Source organism: Nocardioides daejeonensis (assembly GCF_003194585.1).
GTDB classification, from domain to species: Bacteria; Actinomycetota; Actinomycetes; order Propionibacteriales; family Nocardioidaceae; genus Nocardioides; species Nocardioides daejeonensis.
On the sequence record NZ_QHKZ01000005.1, the window covers coordinates 1 to 19,826 of the forward strand.

The 19,826-nt window shown below is 69.9% G+C and carries 16 protein-coding genes and 1 pseudogene; 9 read left to right on the forward strand and 8 right to left on the reverse strand.

The features are described from left to right. The 3 genes and pseudogenes from DNK54_RS13530 to DNK54_RS13540 form a co-directional block, all read right to left on the reverse strand. A pseudogene (locus tag DNK54_RS13530) lies at positions 1-266 on the reverse strand (2-oxoacid:ferredoxin oxidoreductase subunit beta); the annotation flags it as partial. Further along, positions 266-583, reverse strand: a complete 318-nt coding sequence (fdxA, locus tag DNK54_RS13535) for a ferredoxin (RefSeq protein ID WP_110207541.1) — start codon at positions 581-583, stop codon at positions 266-268. The pseudogene DNK54_RS13530 and the gene fdxA, both read right to left, overlap by 1 nt. After that, positions 580-2,499: a 2-oxoacid:acceptor oxidoreductase subunit alpha gene (locus DNK54_RS13540; protein ID WP_420846381.1), complete on the reverse strand. Its 1,920-nt coding sequence runs from the start codon at positions 2,497-2,499 to the stop codon at positions 580-582. The genes fdxA and DNK54_RS13540 overlap by 4 nt, the downstream gene beginning before the upstream one ends. 48 nt (positions 2,500-2,547) lie before the next feature. Here DNK54_RS13540 and DNK54_RS13545 point away from each other — a divergent pair, with 48 nt between their 5' ends. Continuing rightward, positions 2,548-3,324 (forward strand): SDR family oxidoreductase, encoded by a 777-nt coding sequence (locus DNK54_RS13545; RefSeq protein WP_110207543.1) that lies wholly within the window; start codon positions 2,548-2,550, stop codon positions 3,322-3,324. A 164-nt stretch (positions 3,325-3,488) separates the two neighbouring features. Here the strand turns inward: DNK54_RS13545 and DNK54_RS13550 are convergent, their stop codons facing one another. Continuing rightward, entirely contained in the window at positions 3,489-5,447 is a 1,959-nt protein-coding gene (locus DNK54_RS13550; protein ID WP_204164601.1) for an oxidoreductase, read from the reverse strand. Between the two features lie 94 nt (positions 5,448-5,541). Here DNK54_RS13550 and DNK54_RS13555 point away from each other — a divergent pair, with 94 nt between their 5' ends. Next, positions 5,542-7,632, forward strand: a complete 2,091-nt coding sequence (locus DNK54_RS13555; protein WP_110207544.1) for an acyl-CoA dehydrogenase family protein — start codon at positions 5,542-5,544, stop codon at positions 7,630-7,632. A gap of 40 nt (positions 7,633-7,672) precedes the next feature. Continuing rightward, on the forward strand, positions 7,673-8,509 hold the full coding sequence (locus tag DNK54_RS13560; RefSeq protein WP_110207545.1) for an SDR family NAD(P)-dependent oxidoreductase: 837 nt from the start codon (positions 7,673-7,675) through the stop codon (positions 8,507-8,509). A gap of 55 nt (positions 8,510-8,564) precedes the next feature. Here DNK54_RS13560 and DNK54_RS13565 read toward each other — a convergent pair whose 3' ends face one another. Beyond that, positions 8,565-9,545, reverse strand: a complete 981-nt coding sequence (locus DNK54_RS13565) for an NADPH:quinone oxidoreductase family protein (RefSeq protein WP_110207546.1) — start codon at positions 9,543-9,545, stop codon at positions 8,565-8,567. Beyond that, complete coding sequence (locus DNK54_RS13570; RefSeq protein ID WP_110207547.1) at positions 9,542-11,242, reverse strand: AMP-binding protein; 1,701 nt, start codon at positions 11,240-11,242, stop codon at positions 9,542-9,544. The genes DNK54_RS13565 and DNK54_RS13570 overlap by 4 nt, the downstream gene beginning before the upstream one ends. 104 nt (positions 11,243-11,346) lie before the next feature. Between DNK54_RS13570 and DNK54_RS13575 the strand changes: the two genes are divergently transcribed. After that, positions 11,347-12,360: an LLM class flavin-dependent oxidoreductase gene (locus DNK54_RS13575; RefSeq protein ID WP_110207548.1), complete on the forward strand. Its 1,014-nt coding sequence runs from the start codon at positions 11,347-11,349 to the stop codon at positions 12,358-12,360. A gap of 165 nt (positions 12,361-12,525) precedes the next feature. Here the strand turns inward: DNK54_RS13575 and DNK54_RS13580 are convergent, their stop codons facing one another. Continuing rightward, a complete protein-coding gene (locus DNK54_RS13580) occupies positions 12,526-12,984 on the reverse strand; it encodes a nuclear transport factor 2 family protein (RefSeq protein ID WP_110207549.1) in 459 nt (152 codons plus the stop codon). A gap of 14 nt (positions 12,985-12,998) precedes the next feature. Then, positions 12,999-14,228 carry an NAD(P)/FAD-dependent oxidoreductase gene (locus DNK54_RS13585; protein WP_110207550.1) on the reverse strand — a complete coding sequence of 410 codons (1,230 nt, stop codon included), beginning with the start codon at positions 14,226-14,228 and terminating at the stop codon, positions 12,999-13,001. Positions 14,229-14,350: 122 nt separating this feature from the next. Here DNK54_RS13585 and DNK54_RS13590 point away from each other — a divergent pair, with 122 nt between their 5' ends. The 5 genes from DNK54_RS13590 to DNK54_RS13610 are packed head-to-tail and all read left to right on the forward strand — an operon-like array spanning position 14,351 to position 19,777. Further along, positions 14,351-15,826 (forward strand): aldehyde dehydrogenase, encoded by a 1,476-nt coding sequence (locus tag DNK54_RS13590; RefSeq protein ID WP_239460098.1) that lies wholly within the window; start codon positions 14,351-14,353, stop codon positions 15,824-15,826. Then, a complete protein-coding gene (locus tag DNK54_RS13595; RefSeq protein ID WP_110207551.1) occupies positions 15,823-16,692 on the forward strand; it encodes an SDR family oxidoreductase in 870 nt (289 codons plus the stop codon). Before DNK54_RS13590 ends, DNK54_RS13595 begins: the two co-directional genes overlap by 4 nt. After that, positions 16,693-18,813, forward strand: coding sequence for an acetate--CoA ligase family protein (locus DNK54_RS13600; protein ID WP_110207552.1), 2,121 nt, complete (start codon positions 16,693-16,695; stop codon positions 18,811-18,813). 11 nt (positions 18,814-18,824) lie between these two features. Further along, positions 18,825-19,013, forward strand: coding sequence for a hypothetical protein (locus DNK54_RS13605; protein ID WP_162602460.1), 189 nt, complete (start codon positions 18,825-18,827; stop codon positions 19,011-19,013). Continuing rightward, positions 18,992-19,777: an SDR family NAD(P)-dependent oxidoreductase gene (locus tag DNK54_RS13610; protein WP_110207554.1), complete on the forward strand. Its 786-nt coding sequence runs from the start codon at positions 18,992-18,994 to the stop codon at positions 19,775-19,777. The genes DNK54_RS13605 and DNK54_RS13610 overlap by 22 nt, the downstream gene beginning before the upstream one ends. Positions 19,778-19,826 lie beyond the last annotated feature (49 nt).

Consider the following 19,826-nt stretch of genomic DNA (forward strand, 5'->3'; position numbering starts at 1 on the left):
ATGGAGTGCATGCCGTAGGTGTCGAGGTAGTAGGGGAACCTCGAGGAGCAGCCGATGCCGGAGATGAAGACGACGTTCTCGCGGCGGATGTTGAGTTCGGGGAGGAAGCCTTGGACGGCTTTGAGGACGGCGTAGTCGCCGCAGCCGGGGCACCAGCGGACTTCTTGGTCGCTGGTGAAGTCCTTGCCGGTGAGTTTCTCGCCCTCGGCCAGTGTGGGGACACCGTCGGTGCCCAGGGCGGGCAGGCCCAGATCGATGGTCGTCATCAGTTCGCCTCCTCGAGCGTGCTGACAGCAGGGTGGTCGTCGGTCAGCAGACCGTGCGCACCCGCGCCGCCGGGCGAGCCGATGGAGGCGAACACCTCGGCGTTGATGGCGAGATATCCGGTGCTGTCCTCGGGCAGGTCGTCCTCGTAGAAGATCGCCTCCTGCGGGCATACCGGCTCGCAGGCGCCGCAGTCGACGCACTCGTCGGGCTGGATGTAGAGCATCCGTGGGCCTTCGTAGATGCAGTCGACGGGACACTCGTCTACGCAGGCACGGTCCTTCACGTCCACGCAGTCCTGGTTGATGACGTAGGTCATGCCCGGGCTCCTTCGACATAGGTGAGCAGGTCGGCACAGAGGGCTTCGGCACCGAAGGGCAGTCCGCGGACACTGGTCAGGGACTGCACGTCGACCAGGTATTCCGCGCGCAGCATCCGGGAGAGCTGGCCCAGGTTCATCTCGGGGCAGACCACGCGGCTGTAACGGCGCAGGATCTCGCCGAGGTCATTGGGCAGCGGGTTGAGATGCCGCAGGTGCACCTGAGCGATCGAGTGGCCGGCCTTGCGTACGCGCCGGCAGGCGGCACCGATCGGACCGTACGTCGACCCCCACCCGATCACCAGCACCTCGGCGTCGCCGGTCGGGTCGTCGACCTCCAGCGGGGGCAGCGACGTGGCGATCGCGTCGACCTTGGCCTGACGGGTGCGGACCATGAGGTCGTGGTTGGCCGGGTCGTAGGAGATGTTGCCGTGGCCGTCGCCCTTCTCCAGCCCGCCGATGCGGTGCTCGAGACCCGGCGTACCGGGAATCGCCCAGGGGCGGGCCAGGGTCTCGGGGTCGCGAAGGTAGGGCCAGAACTCGTCCGGCTCGCCGGTGGTCGAGCCTGCCGAGACTCGGTTCGGTCCGGTCGCGAAGTCGGGCTCGATCTGCGGCAGGCTGCTCACGTCGGGGATCCGCCACGGCTCGGAGCCGTTGGCCAGGTAGCCGTCACTGAGCAGCATGACCGGCGTTCGGTAGGTGATCGCGATCCTGGATGCCTCGATCGCGGCGTCGAAGCAGTCGGAGGGGGACTGGGCGGCGATGACCGGGATCGGAGCCTCGCCGTTGCGTCCGTACATCGCTTGCATGAGGTCGGACTGCTCGGTCTTGGTGGGAAGTCCGGTGGAGGGTCCGCCGCGCTGGACATCGATGACCAGGAGCGGGAGCTCGGTCATCACGGCGAGGCCGATCGCCTCCGACTTCAATGCGACACCCGGCCCAGAGGTGGCCGTGACCGCCAATGAGCCGGCGAACGAGGCACCGACGGCAGCTCCCACTGCGGCGATCTCGTCCTCGGCCTGGAAGGTGGTGACGTCGAAGTCCTTGTGCTTGCTCAGCTCGTGCAGGATGTCGCTCGCCGGGGTGATCGGATAGGCACCGAGTAGCACCGGAAGGCCGGAGAGACGCCCCGCCGCCACGATGCCGTAGGAGAGCGCGGTGTTGCCGGTGATGTTCCGGTACCGGCCGGCAGGGGCAGCAGCGGGCTTCACGACGTAGGAGACGGCGAAGGTCTCGGTGGTCTCGCCGAAGTTCCAGCCGGCGCGCAAAGCCGCGACGTTGGCGTCGCGGATGGTGGGTTTGGTGCCGAACTTCTCGGCGAGGTACGACTCGGTGCCTGCCACCTCCCGGCCGTAGAGCCAGGAGACCAGGCCGAGCGCGAACATGTTCTTGCAGCGCGCGGCGTCCTTGCGCGAGAGCTCGAACTCCTTGACCGCCTCGACCGTCATGCCGGTCAGGTCGATCGCGTGCATCGCGAACTCGCCCAGCTCGGAACCCGGCTCGTCCAGCGTGGCCAGGGGGTCGGTGTCATAGCCGACCTTGGTCAGGTTGCGCTTGGTGAACTCGTGGGTGTCGACGATGACGGTCGCGCCCTTCGGCAGATCGCCCACGTTGGCCTTCAGTGCTGCCGGGTTCATCGCCACCAGCACGTCTGGTCGGTCGCCAGGGGTGAGGATGTCGTAGCTGGCGAAGTGCAGTTGGAAACTGCTCACGCCGGGGATCGTGCCCTGGGGCGCCCGGATCTCCGCGGGGAAGTTGGGCAGCGTGGACAGGTCGTTGCCGAAGACCGCCGCCTCCTGGGTGAACCGGTCACCCGTCAGCTGCATGCCGTCGCCGGAGTCGCCGGCGAAGCGGATCACGACCCGATCGAGCTCATTCACGGTGCGGGACACGGTGCTCCTATCTCTGATAATGATACTACGGTAAAGTCGTGCGCGGCGGAGTGTCAATGGAGGAGGTCCGGAATGGCACGGCAGGTCTCATCCGCGCTCGTGACCGGGGGAGCACGCGGTATAGGTGCCGCGATCGCCGAGGGGGTGATTGCTGGCGGCGGACGCGTCGTCGTGGCTGACGTCGACGACGAGGCGGGTCTGGCGCTGGTTGGCCGGCTCGGAGCCGCCGCGCGGTTCATCCACTGCGATGTGACCTCGGAGAGCCAGGTCGCGGCAGCCGTGGACCTCGCCGCCGAGGCAGCGCCGGTCGACGCCGTCTTCGCCAACGCGGGTGCGGTGGGCACCATCGGACGGATCGAGGAGCATGCGCTCGAGGACTACCGCCGCACCATGGACCTGCTGCTCACCAGCGTCTTCCTCACCGTCAAGCATGCCGTGCGGGTCATGCGTCCGCACGGAGCCGGCGCGATCGTCTGCACCGGCAGCGTCGCCTCGCTCCGTGGTGGTCTCGGCCCACACGTCTACACAGCCGCGAAGCATGCCGTGAAAGGACTGGTGGAGTCGGTCGCCGTCGACATCGTGCGTGACGGACTGACGATCAACGCCATCGCGCCCGGTGGCGCGGTCACCTCGCTGGCTGCGGGACTGATGGGCGACCGCGACGATCTCGAGACGCCGTACCGCCGGCTGGCGGAGGCCTCGGCCAGTGGCGTGCCCACGACCGCCGCCGACGTCGCCGACGCCGCCCTCTTCCTCGCCGGCGCTTCGCGGATCAACGGTGCCTGCCTGGTCGTCGACGGCGGCGACAGTGTCCTCGGCAACGCCGGGCGCGCCAGCTACTACGTCTGACTCGGAGGCTTAGCGCACTCCCCGCAGATCGAGACCGGTGCTGCGGGGTGGCTCCTCGGGGGTCGAGCTTGTCGAGACCGGTGTTGCGGGGGTGGCTCCTCGGGGGTCGAGCTTGTCGAGACCTGTTGCGGTAGGTGGTCGACAAGCTCGATCACCGGAGTCGACTACAGGGTCAGGGCGAGTTCCCGGGCCTGCTTGGTAGCGAAGACCATGCGGCGCGGCGCGTAGGCGTCGCCGAGGAGGTCGGCGCGGACGCCCTGCTCACGGAGCTGGTCGTGCAGGGCGGAGTGGGGCACCGCGCCGCAGGAGAGCACGACCGAGTCCACAGGGCTGAGCGTCCGCTCGGCACCGGAGTACACGTGACGCAACGTGACCTGGCCAGACTCGATCAGCGTGGGCTGCAGGGAGCCGTGCAGGGCGACACCGCCCCGGTCCAGGCGAGCCAGGATCGAGCCCAGCAGGTAACGGCTCACGAGGGGTGCGGGACCCGGCGTACCCTGCACCAGGGTGACCCGGTGGCCGCGTTCGGCGAGGAAGTCCGCGACCGAGAGAGGTGGCAGGTGGTCGTCCTGCGCCACTACGAGCACGTGCTCGCCAAGCTCGTCGGCCGCAACCTCTCCGGTGAGCACGGCTACGGAGGTGTGCACGTGCGGCAGCTCGACCCCGGTGATCTCGGGTCGGCGCGGCGTGGCGCCGGTGGCGACCACGACCCGGTCGGCGCCGAAGGCCAGGACTGCGTCGACAGTCGCCGTACGGCTCTTCTCCACGGTCACCCCGGCGCGTCGCAACCTGTGCTCCTGCCACTCCAGGAAGGAGAGGTAGTCCTCGTGCCGCGGCGCCTGCGCGGCACTCCGGAGCTGGCCGCCGAGCGTCTCGCTCTGCTCCCAGAGGGTGACCCGGTGGCCGCGCTCGGCCGCGATCCCGGCCACTTCCATGCCGGCAGGTCCGCCGCCCACCACCAGCACGGTGCCAGGGTGCTTCGCCGGCTGCTGGGCGTGATCAGCCTCCCTGCCTGCCTCGGGGTTCACTGCGCACGAGAAGGGGGTGCCGTCGACGATTCGGCGGCTGATGCATTCGTTTCCGCCCACGCACGGGCGGATCTCCTCGGGCCGTCCCTCCTGTGCCTTCACCAGCAGCTTGCCGTCGGCAATCACGGCGCGCGCCATGCCCACGAAGTCCACGTGCCCGGCGGCGAGCAGCTCCTCAGCCACGGCTGGTCCGGTCACCCGGCCGGTGTAGCCAACCGGGATGGAGACGGCGGCGGTCACGGGAGCGGCGAGGTCGGACCACTCGGCAGGGCGGTGGTGCTGCGACTGGATGTAGCTCGGGTCGCCCCACGGGCTTCCGATCGCACAGCTGAGGTAGTCGACGTAGCCGCTCGCCTCCAGGGCGCGGGCGATCTCGACGGCGCCGCCGGCTCCCTCGACGTCGTACCCACCGGGCTCCTCCTCGCGCAGGTTCAGGCGTACGCCGACGATCCGGTCGGGGCCCATCGCCCGGCGCAGCTCGGCGAGGATCCGCAGCGGGAAGCGGAGGCGGCCGTCGAGGTTGCCGCCGTACTCGTCCTCGCGCCGGTTGGTCAGCGGGGAGAGGAAGTACTCGAGCATGTCGTCGTGGTTGAGGTGGAGCTCGACGCCGTCCGCGCCGGCGAGCGCGATCTGCTCTGCGCCGTGGGCGTACTCGGCGACGAACCAGTCGATCTCCTCGCGGGTCAGCGTGTGCGGCACTTGGTTGACGACGGGTCCGCTGAGCACGGACGAGGCGCCGTGCGGCATGCCGCCCTGCAGGATCATCTGGACGGTGAGAATGGTGTCGTCGCGATGCAGTACCTCGGCCAGCCGCCCGACCCGGTCGAGGAAGTAGGGCTGCCGGAAGTGCCCGTCGGACTGAGCGCCCACGCCAGTGGGCTCGAAGCCGGGAACCAGGCTGTTGCGGACATGGGCGGAGACGCCGTCGACCCATCCCGCGGAGGTGCGCTCGGCCCAGTAGCCGATATGCCGTTCCGCCTCGAGGTCAGTGCCCCACAAGGTGGAGACGACGTGGGCGTGCGGCGGCAGCATGACGCGGTTCTTCACCGTGCGGGAGCCGATCTGGAGGGGGCGGAACAGGTGCGGGAACGTCAAGGCGGACTCCTCTCCCGGGCACCACACACTGTGGCGCCGATCATGAATATGGTATTCATGAATAGTCCGATGTTGGCAAGGAACGGGTGACGAGATGACAGACAGTGGCTCCGAGGTCGAGGACTTCCGTCGTGCGGTCGCCGGCGTGCTCGAGGGACTGTGGCCTACGGCGGTCGAGGCGGGTGAGGCCGACGCCGCGAAGCTGACCGAGGCCGCGGTGCAGCAGGGCTGGTACCAGCTCGGCGAGGCAGGCGCGATCGACTACCTGATCGGTGCCGTCCGCGTGCTGGGGCAGCGTGCCTGCCCGCTTCCGCTCGCCGACGCGTACGTCGCTGCTCGCCTCTTCTCCGAGCAGGCAGAGGCGATCGGATTCGGCGAGCTCCGGCCGGTTGTCGTGGCACGTGAGGCCGGTGCGCTGGTCGACGATCTCGGCACCGCCACCCACCTGCTGGTGCTGGACGACGCGACGCGGACGGCGACACTGCGGCCGGTGGCCTCCGCGGAGCCGCGCGAGGGCCTCGCCGTCCCGGCGCTCACCGCGGTGACGGGCGGTGAGTCGATCGCCGCCACTGAAGTCGACGCCTCCGAATGGTCCCGGACGGTCGCGGTACTGCGGCTGGCGGTAGCCGCCCGGGCGGTCGCGGCTGCCGGTCGTGCCCACGAGCTGGCCGTCGAGCATGCGCAGGTCCGGGAGCAGTTCGGCAAGGTCATCGGCGGGTTCGGCGCCGTGCAGCAGCGGGTCGCGTCCTGCCACATCGAGCTCTCCGCGAGCGGGGCGCTCCTCGACGAGGCCGTCGGCGCCCTTCTGGCCGAGCGGAAGGACGCCCCGCTGGCCGCGGCACTGGCCGCCCGTCACGCGCGCACGGCGGCCCAGCGGATCATTGCCGGTGCCCAGCACACGCTCGGCGCCGTTGGCTTCTTCGAGGAGCACGAGGCCTCCTGGCTCTTCCGCCGGGTCCACGCCGACGTCTCCCACCTCGGCGCCGCCCTCCTGGACGACCGACGGTCCGACGGGGTTGCCGGCCGGCTGCTGGACGGTGAGTCCCTGCCGCACTTCCATCTCGGTGGACAGGCCGAGCGCTTCCGCGAGGAGGTGCGCGCGTTGCTCGCTCGCCATCGACGCGCCGATGCGGACCCGGCAGGCGGCGTGCTTGCGGAGTACGACGCCGAGGCCCTACGCACCGAGATGGACGAGCAGGCACTCTTCGCCCTCAACTGGCCCGAGGAGCACGGGGGACGCGTCGTCTCGGTCGAGGAGCAGGTCGTGCTCCATGAGGAGATGAAGTACGCCGGCGGTCCGGTCGACCGCTCGATGAGCGCGACGATGCTGATCGGACACTCGCTGTTGCGCCACGGCACCGCCGACCAGAAGGCGCAGTTCCTGCCGCTGCTGCATGCGGGGCAGATGGCTTTCTGCCTCGGCTACTCCGAGCCGGAGGCCGGCTCCGACCTGGCCTCGTTGCGCACCCGGGCCGTGCGCGACGGCGACGAGTGGGTGATCGACGGCCAGAAGCTGTGGACCACCCGCGGGCACACGGCCTCCCACGTGTGGCTCGCCGTACGTACCGATCCGGCGGCGACCCCGCGGCACGCGGGCATCACCATCTTCCTGGTGCCGATGGACACGCCCGGGATCACCGTGCAGCAGCACGTCGCCCTGTCGGGGGAGATCTCCTGCACCGTCTTCTACGACCGGGTGCGGGTGCCCGACTCGTGTCGCGTCGGCGAGGTCAACGGCGGCTGGAAGGTCATCACCGATGCGCTCACCGCCGAGCGCGTCGTGATGGGTGGCGTCGCCGCGACGCTGCGTCGCCACTTTGACGAGACGGTGGCGCTGTTGCGTGACCGGGTCGCCGGCGGCGGCGAGGTGGACGCCCTCGATCGCGACCGGATCGGCTGGGCCGCCTCCCGGCTTCAGGCCGCTCGTGCGTTGGTGTTGCGGGCGACCCGTTCGATGGATGGGGGAGGGGACGCGCGGATCGCTGGCCCGATGGCCGCGGTGCTCAGTGGCGATCTCGCCGAGGAGTTGGGCCGCACCTGCCTCGACGTACTCGGTCCGGTAGCCATGCTCGCGGGTCGATATGAGGCTGCGCTCCGGGTGGCTCCTATGTATGTCATCGGAGGCGGCACCAACGACATCCAGCGCGGAATCATCGCCCGCGGTCTGGGCCTGCCCCGCGAGTGAGCTGGGTGTGAGCCCACCTGTCGATTGAGAAGGAGCAACGATGCTGGGAGAGAAGCGGATCCTGGTCACCGGCGCGGCCCGTGGCATGGGCCGCGAGATCGCGGTGGAGGCCGCCCGTCAGGGCGCGACCCATGTGGGAGTGACCGACGTCGACTCCGGTGGCCTGGAGGAGTCGGCCGCCCTGGTCCGTGACGCGGGTGCCGAGGCACTGCCGGTCGTCGCCGACCTGCGCTCAGGGCCGGCGATCAGGGCCATGGTCGACCAGGTGGCCGCCTGGGCGGGTGGGCTCGATGTGCTGGTCAACAATGCCGGGGTGCTCGACCAGGTCTTCACCGCGTCGGATCAGGTTGCCGTCGACACCCTCAGCGAAGACGCGTGGGACGCGGTCAACGACATCAACCTCAAGGCGGTCTGGCTGGCCACCAAGTACGCCGCGCCTCACCTGCGCGCGTCCGAGCGCGGCCCGAGCATCGTCAACGCCGCCTCGGTGTCGGGGATGACCGGCGCCGGCATGGCCGCCTACGCAGTCACCAAGGCAGCGGTCATTCAGCTCACCCGCACCACCGCCATCAACCTCGCTCCGCACGTGCGCGCCAACTGCTACTCACCCGGTGCGATCAAGACCCCGATGGGTGACTCCCATCTCGCGGTCGCCATCGACCGCCTCGAACGCGCCCGCGCGATGTACGGCGCCCACCTGATCCCGCGTCGCGGCACCGTCAACGAGATCGCCCAGGTCGTCTGCTTCCTCGCCAGTGACGCCGCCTCGTTCCTCACCGGCGTCAACGTCCCCGTCGACGGCGGGACCATGGCCTGGCGCGGCCTCCAGGATGTCGAGCTCGACGTCGACCCCGCTGACCTGGACGCCCTCCGCTGACCGACCCAGCGCATCAGTCTCCCCGCCCGGGCGGGGAGACCACAGGGCCGCTTGCTCAAGCGAAGGAGAGGGTGATCTTGCCGGTGGCGCGCCGGTCCTCGAGCAGACGCAGGGCGTCGGCGGCGTTCGCAGGGGCGAAGGTGGGGCCGTCGATGGGACGGATGTGGCCCGCGTCGTACCAGCTGAGCAGGTCCTCCCACTGTTGGCGCGGATAGCCCGGTTCGTCCTCGATCAGACTGCCCCAGGCGACCCCGCGCACGTCGACGTTCTTCAGCAGCAGCCGGTTGGCGGCCACCGTGGGGATGCCGTCGGCGAAGCCGAGCACCAGCAGCCGACCCTCCTTGGCCAGTGATCGGACCGAGTCCAGGAACCGCCCACCTCCGACGGTGTCGGCGACCAGGTCGACGCCCCTCGGTGCGAGCGCGCGCACGGCGCTCAGCCAGTCGTCGGTCAGCACCGTCTCGTGTGCTCCCGCGGCGCGGGCCAGGTCTGCCTTGGCCTCGGTGGAGACGACGCCGATCACCCGCGCCCCCAGCGCCCTGCCGGCCTGGAGCAGTGCCGCGCCGAGGCCACCTGCGGCGCCGTGCACCAGCAGCGTCTCGCCCGGACGCAAGGCCCCACGTCGGGTCAGCGACAGGTGGGCGGTGAGGTAGTTCATCGGCAGACCGGCGCCGCTGCGGAAGGAGAGGCCGTCCGGCAGCGGGAAGGTCAGCTCCGGTCGTACGGCGACTCGTGCGGCCCAGCCGCCGACCCGCACGAACCCGGCCACTCTGTCTCCCGCGCGGAAGGAGCTGTCGGCCGGGGCGGAGCGCACCAGGCCGGCCACCTCGACCCCGGGGACGAACGGCACCGGGGGCTTGCGCTGATAGCGGCCGTGGCTCATCAACAGGTCCGGGAAGCTGACCCCCGCGGCATGGACGTCGACGATCACCGAGATCGCGGTCTGCTCCGCGGTCGGGCCGGGCAGCCTCACCACTCGGAGACCGGCGGGTCCGTCGAGGCTTGCCACCTGCACCGCGGTGACGTGCTCGCTCATCCGTCGGCACCGGGTTGGGCTCCACCACTGGCTGGGTGGCCGGGTTGGGCCCGGTTGTCGAGAGCTTCCCGGTCGTGGACGTCGGTCGCGGTCGCGGCCTCCTCGCGCAGCACGTTGCGCCGGATCTTCTCCGATGGGGTCATCGGGAGGTCGTCGCGGAACCGGACGTAGCGCGGGATCGCGAACGCGGGGACCTTGCCGACGCAGTGGTCCCACACCTCATCGGCGGTCAGGTCGCCGTCGCGCACGATCACGGTCATCACCTCGTCCTCGCCGGCCTCGGAGTCAGCGGGCACCCCGATCACCGCGCACTCGGCGATCGCGGGATGCGAGAGCAGCGCCTGCTCCACCTCATAGGAGCTGATGTTCTCGCCACGTCGGCGAATCGCGTCCTTGATGCGGTCGACGAAGTAATACCAGCCTTCCTCGTCGCGACGCACGGCATCACCGGTGTGGAACCACATGTTGCGCCAGACCTCGGTGGTCTTCTCCGGCATGTTGAAGTAGCCCAGACTGGAGATCCACGGGTGCCTGGGGCGTACGCAGAACTCGCCGACCTCGCCGATAGGCACCTCGATGTCGGTCTCCGGGTCCACGATGATCACGTCGAACCACTTGCCGGCGTTGAGTCCGGCAGCACCCGCCGGACGGTCCTCGCCGTACGGGCTGAGGATCGGGGTGGTGGTCTCGGTGGTGCCGTAGACCTCGACGAACGCCTCGATCCCGAACCGCTCCTTGAAGTCCGCCAGGATCGAGGAGGCGGTGGGGGCGGCGAAGACGCAGCGCAGCGGGTTGTCGGTGTCGTCGGGCCGCGCTGGCTGCTTCCAGACGAAGTCCATCATCACGCCGAGGAAGTTGGTCACTGTGACGTCGTGCTCGCGTAGCTGGTCGACCCACCGGCTGGCGCTGAACCGTGATCGGATCACGGCGCGGCCGCCGGCGATCAACGCCGGGTAGACCGCCATGTATTGCGCGTTGCCGTGGAAGAGCGGGGTCACCGACAGCCAGGTGTCCTCCTCGGTGAAGCGGGTCAGGCAGCGCGTCAGCTCGGAGAAGAAGCTCATCTGCGCGTTCGGCATCGCGACGCCCTTGGAGAGCCCTGTGGTGCCGGAGGTGAAGAAGACCGCCGTGAGGTCACGGGCATCCGGCTCCGGCCCGCGGTACGGCGTCGCTTGCCGGAGCGCGTCCCAGGCCGCGGCCTGCCAGCCGGCGGCGCGCAACCGCTCCGCGGCTGCCTCACCGTCTCCGGAGCTGTCGATCACCCAGAACGCCTCGATCCCGCTCAGTTGCTCACGCAGTGCCACGAACCGGTCGGCTAGGTCGTCGTCCACGATCACCCAGCGGGCGTCGACGAGCTGCACCTGGTGGCGGAGGAACTCGCCCTCGTAGGCGGTGTTGACGGGCGCCTCGACCAGGTCCCCGATCGCGGTGCCGAACCAGCTCAGCACGAAGCGGCTCGAGTTCTTCGCCATGATCACCACGCGATCGCCAGACGCGGCGCCTGCGCCACGGAGGCCTCCAGCCACTCGCTCGGAGAGATCGAGCAGCTCGGCATAGCTGATCTCGACCTCCTCTTCCGGCGCAATGAGGAAGGTCTGCTCGCCGCGCTCGACCGCCTGGCGGCGCAGAACATGGGCGGCGGTCCACCGTGTCCAATCCGGGTCGGTGGGCTCGAGCTCCTCGTAGCTGCGGGTCATGGGCGGCTCCCTCGTCGTCGCGGATGTCCTGCTCCGGACCCTAGCCACGATTCGTGAATATGAATAGTATGTATTCGTCCGGCCCGCGACTCTTGGAGGAACCCATGGCGCTGACCTTCGGTCTTGCCCTGCAGAACGACTTCCCGCCCCACATCTCGCCGTCGTCGCGAGTGGGGGAACTGCGGGAGCAGGCGCGGGCGGCCCGCGACAGCGGCATCTCGTCGGCGTGGATGCTCAACCACTATCTGGGCAACATGCAGACGCTGCAGCCGTTGGTCGGCCTCGCCGCCATCGCCGAGCACACCGGCGACATGCGGATCGGCACCAACATGTTCATCCTGCCGCTGCGGCACCCGATCGACGTCGCAGAGGAGTTCGCCACCCTCGACCAGATCAGCAACGGTCACGCCGTCGCCGGCCTCGGCATGGGTTACCGCAGCAACGAGTACGACGCCTTCGGCATCGCGATGGACGACCGCGTCAAGCGCTACGAGGAGAGCGTCGAGCTGCTGCGCCGGCTCTGGAGCAACGAGCAGGTCGACTTCGCCGGTGAGCACTTCACGGTGAGCGGCGAGTCGATCGGCATCCCGGCCGTCCAGGCGGGGGGCCCGCCGATCTGGGTTGGCGCAGGCGTCCACAAGACCGGGGCGCGCCGCGCCGCCGCACTGGGCGACGCCTGGATCGTGCCGCCGCACGCCGAGCCGGAGAAGTTGCGCAGCATCCTCGCCTTCTATGCCGAAGAGCGGGACCGGCTGGGTCGTGGCCCGGCGCAGGAGGTCGTCGTACGACGGGAGATGGTGCTCGACGACGACCCCGAGCGCGCCATGGAGACCGGCCTGCACTACCGGGGCGAGAACACCCGGATGTACGCCGAGTTCGAGGCCCCGGACAAGACCGACAGCTACCGCCACCTCAAGGGTGACGCTGGCTTGAAGTCGGTCGCCGACAAGTCCTACCTCTTCACCGACCCGGCCACTGCGATCGCCCAGCTCAAGGAGCTAGAGGAGCTCGGCATCACCCACGTGATCCTGCGGATGCAGTGGTACGACCTGCCCCAGGACCGGATGCTCGCCACCCTTGAGAAGTTCAAGAACGAGGTGCTTCCCGCCTTCCGCTGAGCGCCGAGCCAAGCACTCGGTGATCAAGCCTGTCCCTCGGTGATCGAGCTTGTCCCTCGGTGATCGAGCTTGTCGAGATCACTCCCCGCGTCCGGTCTCGACAGGCTCGACCTCCGGGTGGTGCGGTCTCGACCCCCGCTGTACGGCCCTTGCGGCCAACGCACTTCAGTGCGCGGGCCAGCCCCGCACCAGGTCGGTGTTGACGTGCGGAGTGATGGTCTTGCGTCGGAAGAGTGCCGTGCCGTCGGCCACCTCGATGACGTCGAGATAGGTGCCCCAGCCCAGGCCGGAGGCGTCGGCCTCGCGGGCGGTGAAGACGAAGTACGACGCCACCTCCACCAAGCCCGGCTCCAGGGGGCGGGTGCGCACGTTCGTCAGGAAGTGCCGCTTCTCGGAAGCTCCGGGGCCGAGGCGGTCGCGATAGAAGGCGATGATCCCCTCGCGTCCGACGAAGTCGCCGGCCGGCACCGACAGCACGCCGTCCTCGGTGAAGAGAGCGGCGACCTCCTCCGGTGTCGGGTCGTCGAGAATCTCGGCGTAGGCGTGCAGCAGGTTGCGGGCCAGTTCCGCATCCTCCAGCCGTGCCACGCGCTCTAACAGGGCTTCCAGTGGACTCTCGCTCATCTCGCTCCTCGAACTCATGCGGTCTTCCTCCGCTCCCACGGTGCTGCCGTCTTCAACGCGTCGACCGGCACGCTGTCGGCGACCGCGGCGCGGCAGCGCATCAACGCGGCCGGCATGCCGGCGCCCACGACAGCGCGGACGCGGCCCTCGGACGTGAGGGCCACCAGGAAGACCCCCTCGTCCAGTGACCCGGCCAACACCACCGGGGTGTCCTCGGGCCGCGGTAGGCCGAGGCACTGCACCTTGACGTCGTACTGGTCACTCCACATGTAGGGGAGTTCGGCGTGCGCCTTCTCGTTCCCCAGTCCCTGGGCGGCGAGGAGGTTGGTAGCGACGGTCGCGGCGAGGTCGCCGGCGGCGGTCCAGTGCTCGAGTCGCACCCGGCCCTCCCCGCGGGGATCCGCCACCGCGGCCACGTCGCCCACGGCCCACACGTCACGTGCGGAGGCTGCGCCTCGGCTGTCGACCACGACGCCGCCGTCGAGTGCGAGGCCGGAGGAGTCGAGCCATCCGGTGTCGGGCACTCCGCCGACCGCCGTGACGACCACGTCGGTCTCCCATCGCGTGTCGTCATCGAGACGTACGCCGCGCGCCCGGCCGCCCGCTGTCTCCAGTTCTGCGACGGTGCGACCCAGGTGGAGCGCGACGCCGCGGTCGCGGTGCAGGCGAGCCACGAAGCTGCCGACCTGCTCGCCGACGACGCGACACAGCGGTTGGGGCAGCGGATCCACCAGGGCGACCTCCAGGCCACGCGTGCGCAGCGTCGCGGCGATCTCGCTACCGAGCACGCCCGCGCCGACGACCGTCGCGTGCCGCGCCTCGGCGGCAGCGCGGCGGATAGCCAGGCAGTCGTCGAAGCTGCGCAGCACGTGCACGCCGCCGATCGCCTCCCAGCCGGGAACGGTGCGGGGCGTCAGTCCGGTCGCGAGCACCAGCTGGTCGTAGCTCAGGACGGTGCCGTCATCGAGGGAGACGAGATGGGCACCGGCGTCCAGCGCGGTCGCGCGTACGCCGAGTCGCAGGTCCAGGTCGAGCTCGTGCAGACGATCCGCATTGCGGAGCACCGGGATCGCGGGCTCCTCAGTCGCTGCGAGTACCGCCTTGGAGAGTGGCGGCCGGTCGTAGGGCGGGTGCTCCTCGGCGCCGATCATCGTCAGGGAGCCGTCGTACCCTCCTCGACGGAGCCGTTCGGCGGTGCGGAGGCCGGCGAGACCGGCTCCGACGATGACGACACGTGGGGACATGACTCTCTCCTGAGGTGTGGCTGGCGTCACCCGGAACCATACGTTATGTTTCATTATCAGCAATAGTGCTGAGAACGATCTCATCACCCGCGTGGCGACGACGTTCGCCGGAGGGAGGCATCATGTCGCAGCCGGTCGAGCTGCCCGGTTCCATGGCCGAGCGGCCCCAGCTCTTCGTCGGAGGCAGGTGGCAGGATCCGCAGGGCGACGAGGTCGTCGAGGTGCGCAACCCAGCGACCGGTCAGCGTGTCGGATCGGCAGCGCTGGCCTCTGCGGACGACATCGACGCGGCTGTGGCAGCGGCGCGTTCATCGTTCGACTCCGGTGTCTGGTCGCGCGCCACGCCCGAGGAGCGCTCCGCGGTGCTCCGCAAGGCCGCCGACCACTTGGAAAAGCGCGCACCGGAGCTCGCTGTCAGCATCACCTCCGAGCTCGGCTGCCCGCTGTGGTTCAGCGAGATGGCCCATGTGCCCAACCCGATCCGGCACACCCGCTACTACGCCGACCTGGCTCGCGACTTCGCCTACGACGAGACGCGTAGCGACGGAGCCAACACGAGCCTCGTCACCCAGGAGCCGGTCGGTGTGGTCGGCGCCATCACCCCGTGGAACGGGCCCCTCAGCACGCCGTCGCTCAAGATCACGCCCGCGCTGGCTGCCGGCTGCTCGGTCATCCTGAAGCCCCCGCCGGAGACTCCGCTCACCGTCCAGGCCTTCGCCGACGCCTTCCTCGACGCCGGTCTGCCCGAGGGGGTGCTCAGCATTCTGCCCGGTGATCGTGAGGCTGGCGCACACCTGGTCGCCCATCCGGAGGTCGACAAGGTCGCCTTCACCGGGAGCAGCCTCGCAGGCAAGGCGATCATGGCCTCGGCCGCCGAGCGGATCGCCCGCGTGACCCTGGAGCTCGGCGGCAAGTCGGCAGCGATCATGCTGGACGACGCAGACGTGGACGTGGTGGTCCCCGCGTTGTTGCCGATGGCGATGATGGTCAACGGCCAGGCCTGCATCGCGCAGACCCGGATCCTGGTGCCCCGCCACCGCGAGGCAGAGTTCGTCGACGCGCTCGCCGCGGCGCTACGCGCCCAGACGGTCGGCGACCCGATGCTTCCGGACACCAAGATCGGCCCGATGGTCAGCGAGCGGCAGCGCGACCGGGTCGCCGGTTACATCCGGCTCGGCCGAGACGAAGGCGCCCGAGTCGTCACCGGAGGCGAGGCCCTGACCCTCCCGCCGGAGCTGGAGGGTGGCTGGTTCGTGCCGCCGACCCTGCTGGCGGGCGTCGACAACGGCATGCGCGTGGCGCAGGAGGAGATCTTCGGTCCGGTCGTCGCCGTCATCGCCTACGACGACGAGGAAGCCGCGATCCGGATCGCCAACGACTCCGTCTACGGCCTCTCCGGTTCGGTGTGGAGCCCCGACGTCGACCGTGCCCTGGGCGTAGCCCGGCGGATCCGCACGGGCATGGTCAGCATCAACGGCCGACCGCAGGCCTACGGCTCTCCGTTCGGCGGCTACAAGCAGTCCGGGTTGGGGCGCGAGATGGGCCCGGAGGGCTTCAAGGCATTCCTGGAGACCAAGTCGATCGCGATGCCCTCATGACCGGGCCGGGCCGGCTCGCAGGAAAGGTCGCCGTCGTGACCGGTGGTGCCAGCGGCATCGGTGCCGGCACGGTGCGGCTCTTCCATGCCGAGGGCGCGAAGGTGGTGATCGCCGACCTGCAGGCTGACGCGGGCGAGGCACTGGCCGTCGAGCTTGGTGCGGGAGCCGTCTTCCGGCGTACCGATGTCACCGACGAGGCGTCGATCGCGGCGGCCGTCGATGCCGCGGTCACGGAGTTCGGCCGGCTCGACGTCATGTTCAACAACGCCGGGATCATCGGTGCGGTCGGTCCGATCGATCGCACCCGCACGGAGGATGCCGACCTGACCATCGCGGTCAACTTGCGTGGCGTCCTGCTGGGCATGAAGCACGCGGCACGGGTGATGAAAGTCCAGCGCTCCGGCGTGATCATCTCGACCTCCAGTCCGGCGGGCGTGATGGGCGGCGTCGGCGCACACGTCTACAGTGCGGTCAAGGCCGGCATCATCGGGCTCTCGAACTCCGTAGCGGCCGAGCTGCGCGCGTTCGGCGTGCGCGCGAACGTGATCATCCCGGGCGCGGTCGTCTCGCAGATGACCGCGGATCTGGTGGCGGGCGGCGCCGACGACCTCGCCGGCGCACAGGAGGCCCTTGACCGCTCCCGCTACATGAGCCGCCCCTTGCAGCCGGCCGACGTCGCAGCAGGCGTGCTCTACCTGGCCAGTGACGAGGCGGCCTTCGTGACCGGCATCGTGCTGCCGGTCGACGCGGGCATGACCGGTGCCGGCGGCCCCTCGCCGATGGCCGACGAGAAGTACGCCGACCAGGCGGGCCGCCGTGAGGCCGGCCGTCGTGTCGGCGCCGACGACACCCCGAAGGAGTTCTGAGTGCTCGCTCGCGAGTCGATCGACGCCCTGCTCAACCCGCGTTCGTTCGCGCTGATCGGCGCCAGCGACAAGTCCACGTTCTCCACCCTTCTCCACGCGAACCTGGTGGCGGCGGGGCTCGGGGAGCAGACCTTCCTGGTCAACCCCCGGCGTAGGGAGGTGCACGGAAGAGCGACCCATCCCAGCTGTGTCGCGATCGGTCGGCCGATCGACCTGGTCCACGTCATGGTGCCGGCGGCGGCCGCCGCGGACGCGCTGCGGGACGCGGCCGAGGCCGGGGCGAAAGCTGCGATCGTGCTCAGCTCGGGCTGGTCCGAGATCGGCCCGGAGGGCCGCCGCCGCCAGGAGGAGCTGGTGGAGCTGGCCGACGAGCTCGGCATCGCCATGCTCGGGCCCAATGTGCTGGGCATGGTCAACGTGGCGGAGGGGATCCCGGCGATGGCGCTCTCCGATCCTCCTACCGAGGCCGGTCCGGTCGCCCTGATCTCCCAGAGCGGCGCCAGCTGCGGGGCGATGAAGGAGTTCGCGGCCATGGCCGGCGTGGGCCTGTCGCACGTGCTCACGGTCGGCAACGAGGCGATGGTGACGGTCGGTCACCTGGTCGATGTGCTCGTCGACAGTGACGACGTTCGCGCGGTCGCCATCTTCATGGAGAGCGTGAAGGAGCCGCAGGTCTTCACCGCCGCAGCGCGGCGCGCGGCGGCGGCTGGCAAAGCGGTCGTCGTGCTCAAGGCTGGGCGCAGTGAGCTCGCCGCCCGTGCTGCGGCCTCTCACACGGGGGCGTTGGTCGGCGACGACCGGGTCATCGACGCGATGTTCGCCGATGCCGGCGTCATTCGCGTCGACACCATCGAGGAGATGCTGGTGACGGCCGGCATCGCGGCGTACACCGGCCCCTTGGCCCGGCCCGGTCTTGGCGTCGTCTCGATCTCCGGAGGCGCCTGCGACATCGTCGCCGACCTTGCCGATGCCATCGGCGCCGAGCTTCCGGAGCTGTCGGCGGCGAGCACTGCGACGCTCGCGGAGAAGATGCCCGACTTCGGCCACGCGCACAACCCGCTCGACATCACCGGAGCCGCGATCATCGACCCGACCCTGTGGACCACCTCGGTCCGGGCAGTCGGCAACGACCCGTCCGTCGGTGCGGTGCTGGTGGTCAACAGCCTGCCCTGGCGGGAGGACGGGCTCCCCTTCTACGGGCAGAAGTACGTCGACGCGATCGGTGCTGGCAGCGCAGCTGCCCAGGTGCCTGTCCTGTACGTGACGCAGACGAGCCAGCCGATCGGTCCGCAGACCCGCGAAGTGCTGCGAACCGGCGGCGTTCAGCACGTCGTACCCGGTCTGCGGCTTGCCGTCGACGGGGTGGCCCGGATCGCCGACTGGTCCCGGCGCCGGCTCCATGCTCGACCGCAGCCGAGCCCGGCCGAGATTCCGACGGTGGCCGCAGAGCCGCTGTCGGAGGCCGCGGCCCGCGAGTTGCTCGTCGCCGCTGGCGTCCCGGTCGTGCCCTCCTGGCACGTGCGTTCCGCGCAGGAGGCGGAGAAGGCTGCCGTCGAGGCGGGGATGCCGGTCGCCATGAAGATCGTCTCCGCGGACATCGGGCACAAGAGCGACATCGGTGGTGTCCGGCTCGGCGTTGAGTCCAGTGCCGCCGCAGCGACCTACGATGCGATCGTGACTGACTGCGCTGCCGCTCGGCCGGAGGCGCGGCTCGACGGGGTGCTGGTCTCCCCGATGCGCAACCCGGCAACCGAGTTGCTCGTCGGAGTCACCCGCGACGACGACTGGGGTCTGCTGCTCGCCGTCGGTCTCGGCGGAGTTCTGGTCGAAGTGCTCGACGACGTGTCGCTGGCGCCACTCCCGGTCGACGAAGCGGTCGTCGGCCGCATGCTGGAGCGGCTGCGCGGAAGCGCGTTGCTCGATGGTGTCCGTGGCAGGCCTGCGGCGGATCGGCAGGTGCTGGCTACGGCCATCACCGGCATCTGTCGTCTCGCGGAGGCTCTCGACACCCACCACGGCCGTGCCTTCGACGGGCTCGAGGTCAACCCGCTCCGGGTGGACGGTGCCGTCGTCGAGGCGCTGGACGCACTCGTCACCTGGCGTTCCGAGGCGCCCCAGTGATCGGCCCTTCGGTGATCGAGCGCCACCCGGTGATCGAGCGCCACCCGGTGATCGAGCGCCACCCGGTGATCGAGCTTGTCGAGATCATCACCCCGGCCGGTCTCGACCCTTCGACAGGCTCAGGACGGCGCGGGCTCGACCTCCGGGGCGGCGTTGATCGTTCGAGGAGAGGTGCAGCATGGATGACAAGCGAGTTCTGATCACCGGGGCGGCCCAGGGGATGGGGCGCCAGATCGCGGTGGAGATGGCACGGCAGGGAGCGGCGTACGTCTCGGTGGCGGACATTGCGACCGAGGGTGCGGAGGAGACGCTGGCGCTCGTGGAGGCGGCCGGTGGGCGTGGGCAGGTGGTCCGTGTCGACCTGACCGACTCCGCCGACGTGCGAACCATGGTGGAGACCGCGGTCCGGGGCGGGGGCGGGTTGGACACGCTGGTCAACAATGCCGGCGTCATCGACTCGGCTTTCGCGCCTGAGCTGGCCACGGTCGACCGGCTCCCCGAGGAGGTGTGGGACCGGGTGTTCGACATCAACGTGAAGGCCGTCTACCTCGCCACGCAGGCAGCGAGCGCTGCCTTGCGAGCCTCGGCCAACGGGCCGTCGATCGTCAACGCGGCGTCAGTGGCCGGCCTGACGGGATACGCGACGCCCGCGTACGTCGCCAGCAAGGGCGCGGTCGTCCAGCTCACCAAGGCGACCGCCATCGGACTCTCGCCCGAGGTGCGTTGCAACGCGTTCGCGCCCGGCTCGATCGAGACACCGATGGCACGGGAGCGGATCGCCTCCGCGGACGATCCGGTGCGCCAGGAGTGGCTGATGACGGGTGCACACCTGATCCCGCGCTTCGGTCGTGCCGAGGAGGTCGCCGAGGTGGTCTGCTTCCTCGCCTCCGACCGTGCCTCCTTCCTGACCGGCGTCACTGTTCCCGTCGACGGCGGCTTGATGGCCTGGCGGGGACTGCGCTGAGCCAGCCGGTGCTACCGCGGGCGCGACGGACGGGGTCGGGATCGGTCGC

What these genes read in the sequence shown, in the direction of transcription:
- DNK54_RS13595 (WP_110207551.1), top strand. Translation starts at nt 15,823, where the DNA reads ATGACCGGGCCGGGCCGGCTCGCAGGAAAGGTCGCCGTCGTGACCGGT.
- DNK54_RS13560 (WP_110207545.1), top strand. Translation starts at nt 7,673, where the DNA reads ATGCTGGGAGAGAAGCGGATCCTGGTCACCGGCGCGGCCCGTGGCATG.
- fdxA (WP_110207541.1), bottom strand. Translation starts at nt 583, where the DNA reads ATGACCTACGTCATCAACCAGGACTGCGTGGACGTGAAGGACCGTGCC.
- DNK54_RS13575 (WP_110207548.1), top strand. Translation starts at nt 11,347, where the DNA reads ATGGCGCTGACCTTCGGTCTTGCCCTGCAGAACGACTTCCCGCCCCAC.
- DNK54_RS13555 (WP_110207544.1), top strand. Translation starts at nt 5,542, where the DNA reads ATGACAGACAGTGGCTCCGAGGTCGAGGACTTCCGTCGTGCGGTCGCC.
- DNK54_RS13545 (WP_110207543.1), top strand. Translation starts at nt 2,548, where the DNA reads ATGGCACGGCAGGTCTCATCCGCGCTCGTGACCGGGGGAGCACGCGGT.
- DNK54_RS13570 (WP_110207547.1), bottom strand. Translation starts at nt 11,242, where the DNA reads ATGACCCGCAGCTACGAGGAGCTCGAGCCCACCGACCCGGATTGGACA.
- DNK54_RS13585 (WP_110207550.1), bottom strand. Translation starts at nt 14,228, where the DNA reads ATGTCCCCACGTGTCGTCATCGTCGGAGCCGGTCTCGCCGGCCTCCGC.
- DNK54_RS13610 (WP_110207554.1), top strand. Translation starts at nt 18,992, where the DNA reads ATGGATGACAAGCGAGTTCTGATCACCGGGGCGGCCCAGGGGATGGGG.
- DNK54_RS13565 (WP_110207546.1), bottom strand. Translation starts at nt 9,545, where the DNA reads ATGAGCGAGCACGTCACCGCGGTGCAGGTGGCAAGCCTCGACGGACCC.
- DNK54_RS13580 (WP_110207549.1), bottom strand. Translation starts at nt 12,984, where the DNA reads ATGAGCGAGAGTCCACTGGAAGCCCTGTTAGAGCGCGTGGCACGGCTG.
- DNK54_RS13590 (WP_239460098.1), top strand. Translation starts at nt 14,351, where the DNA reads ATGTCGCAGCCGGTCGAGCTGCCCGGTTCCATGGCCGAGCGGCCCCAG.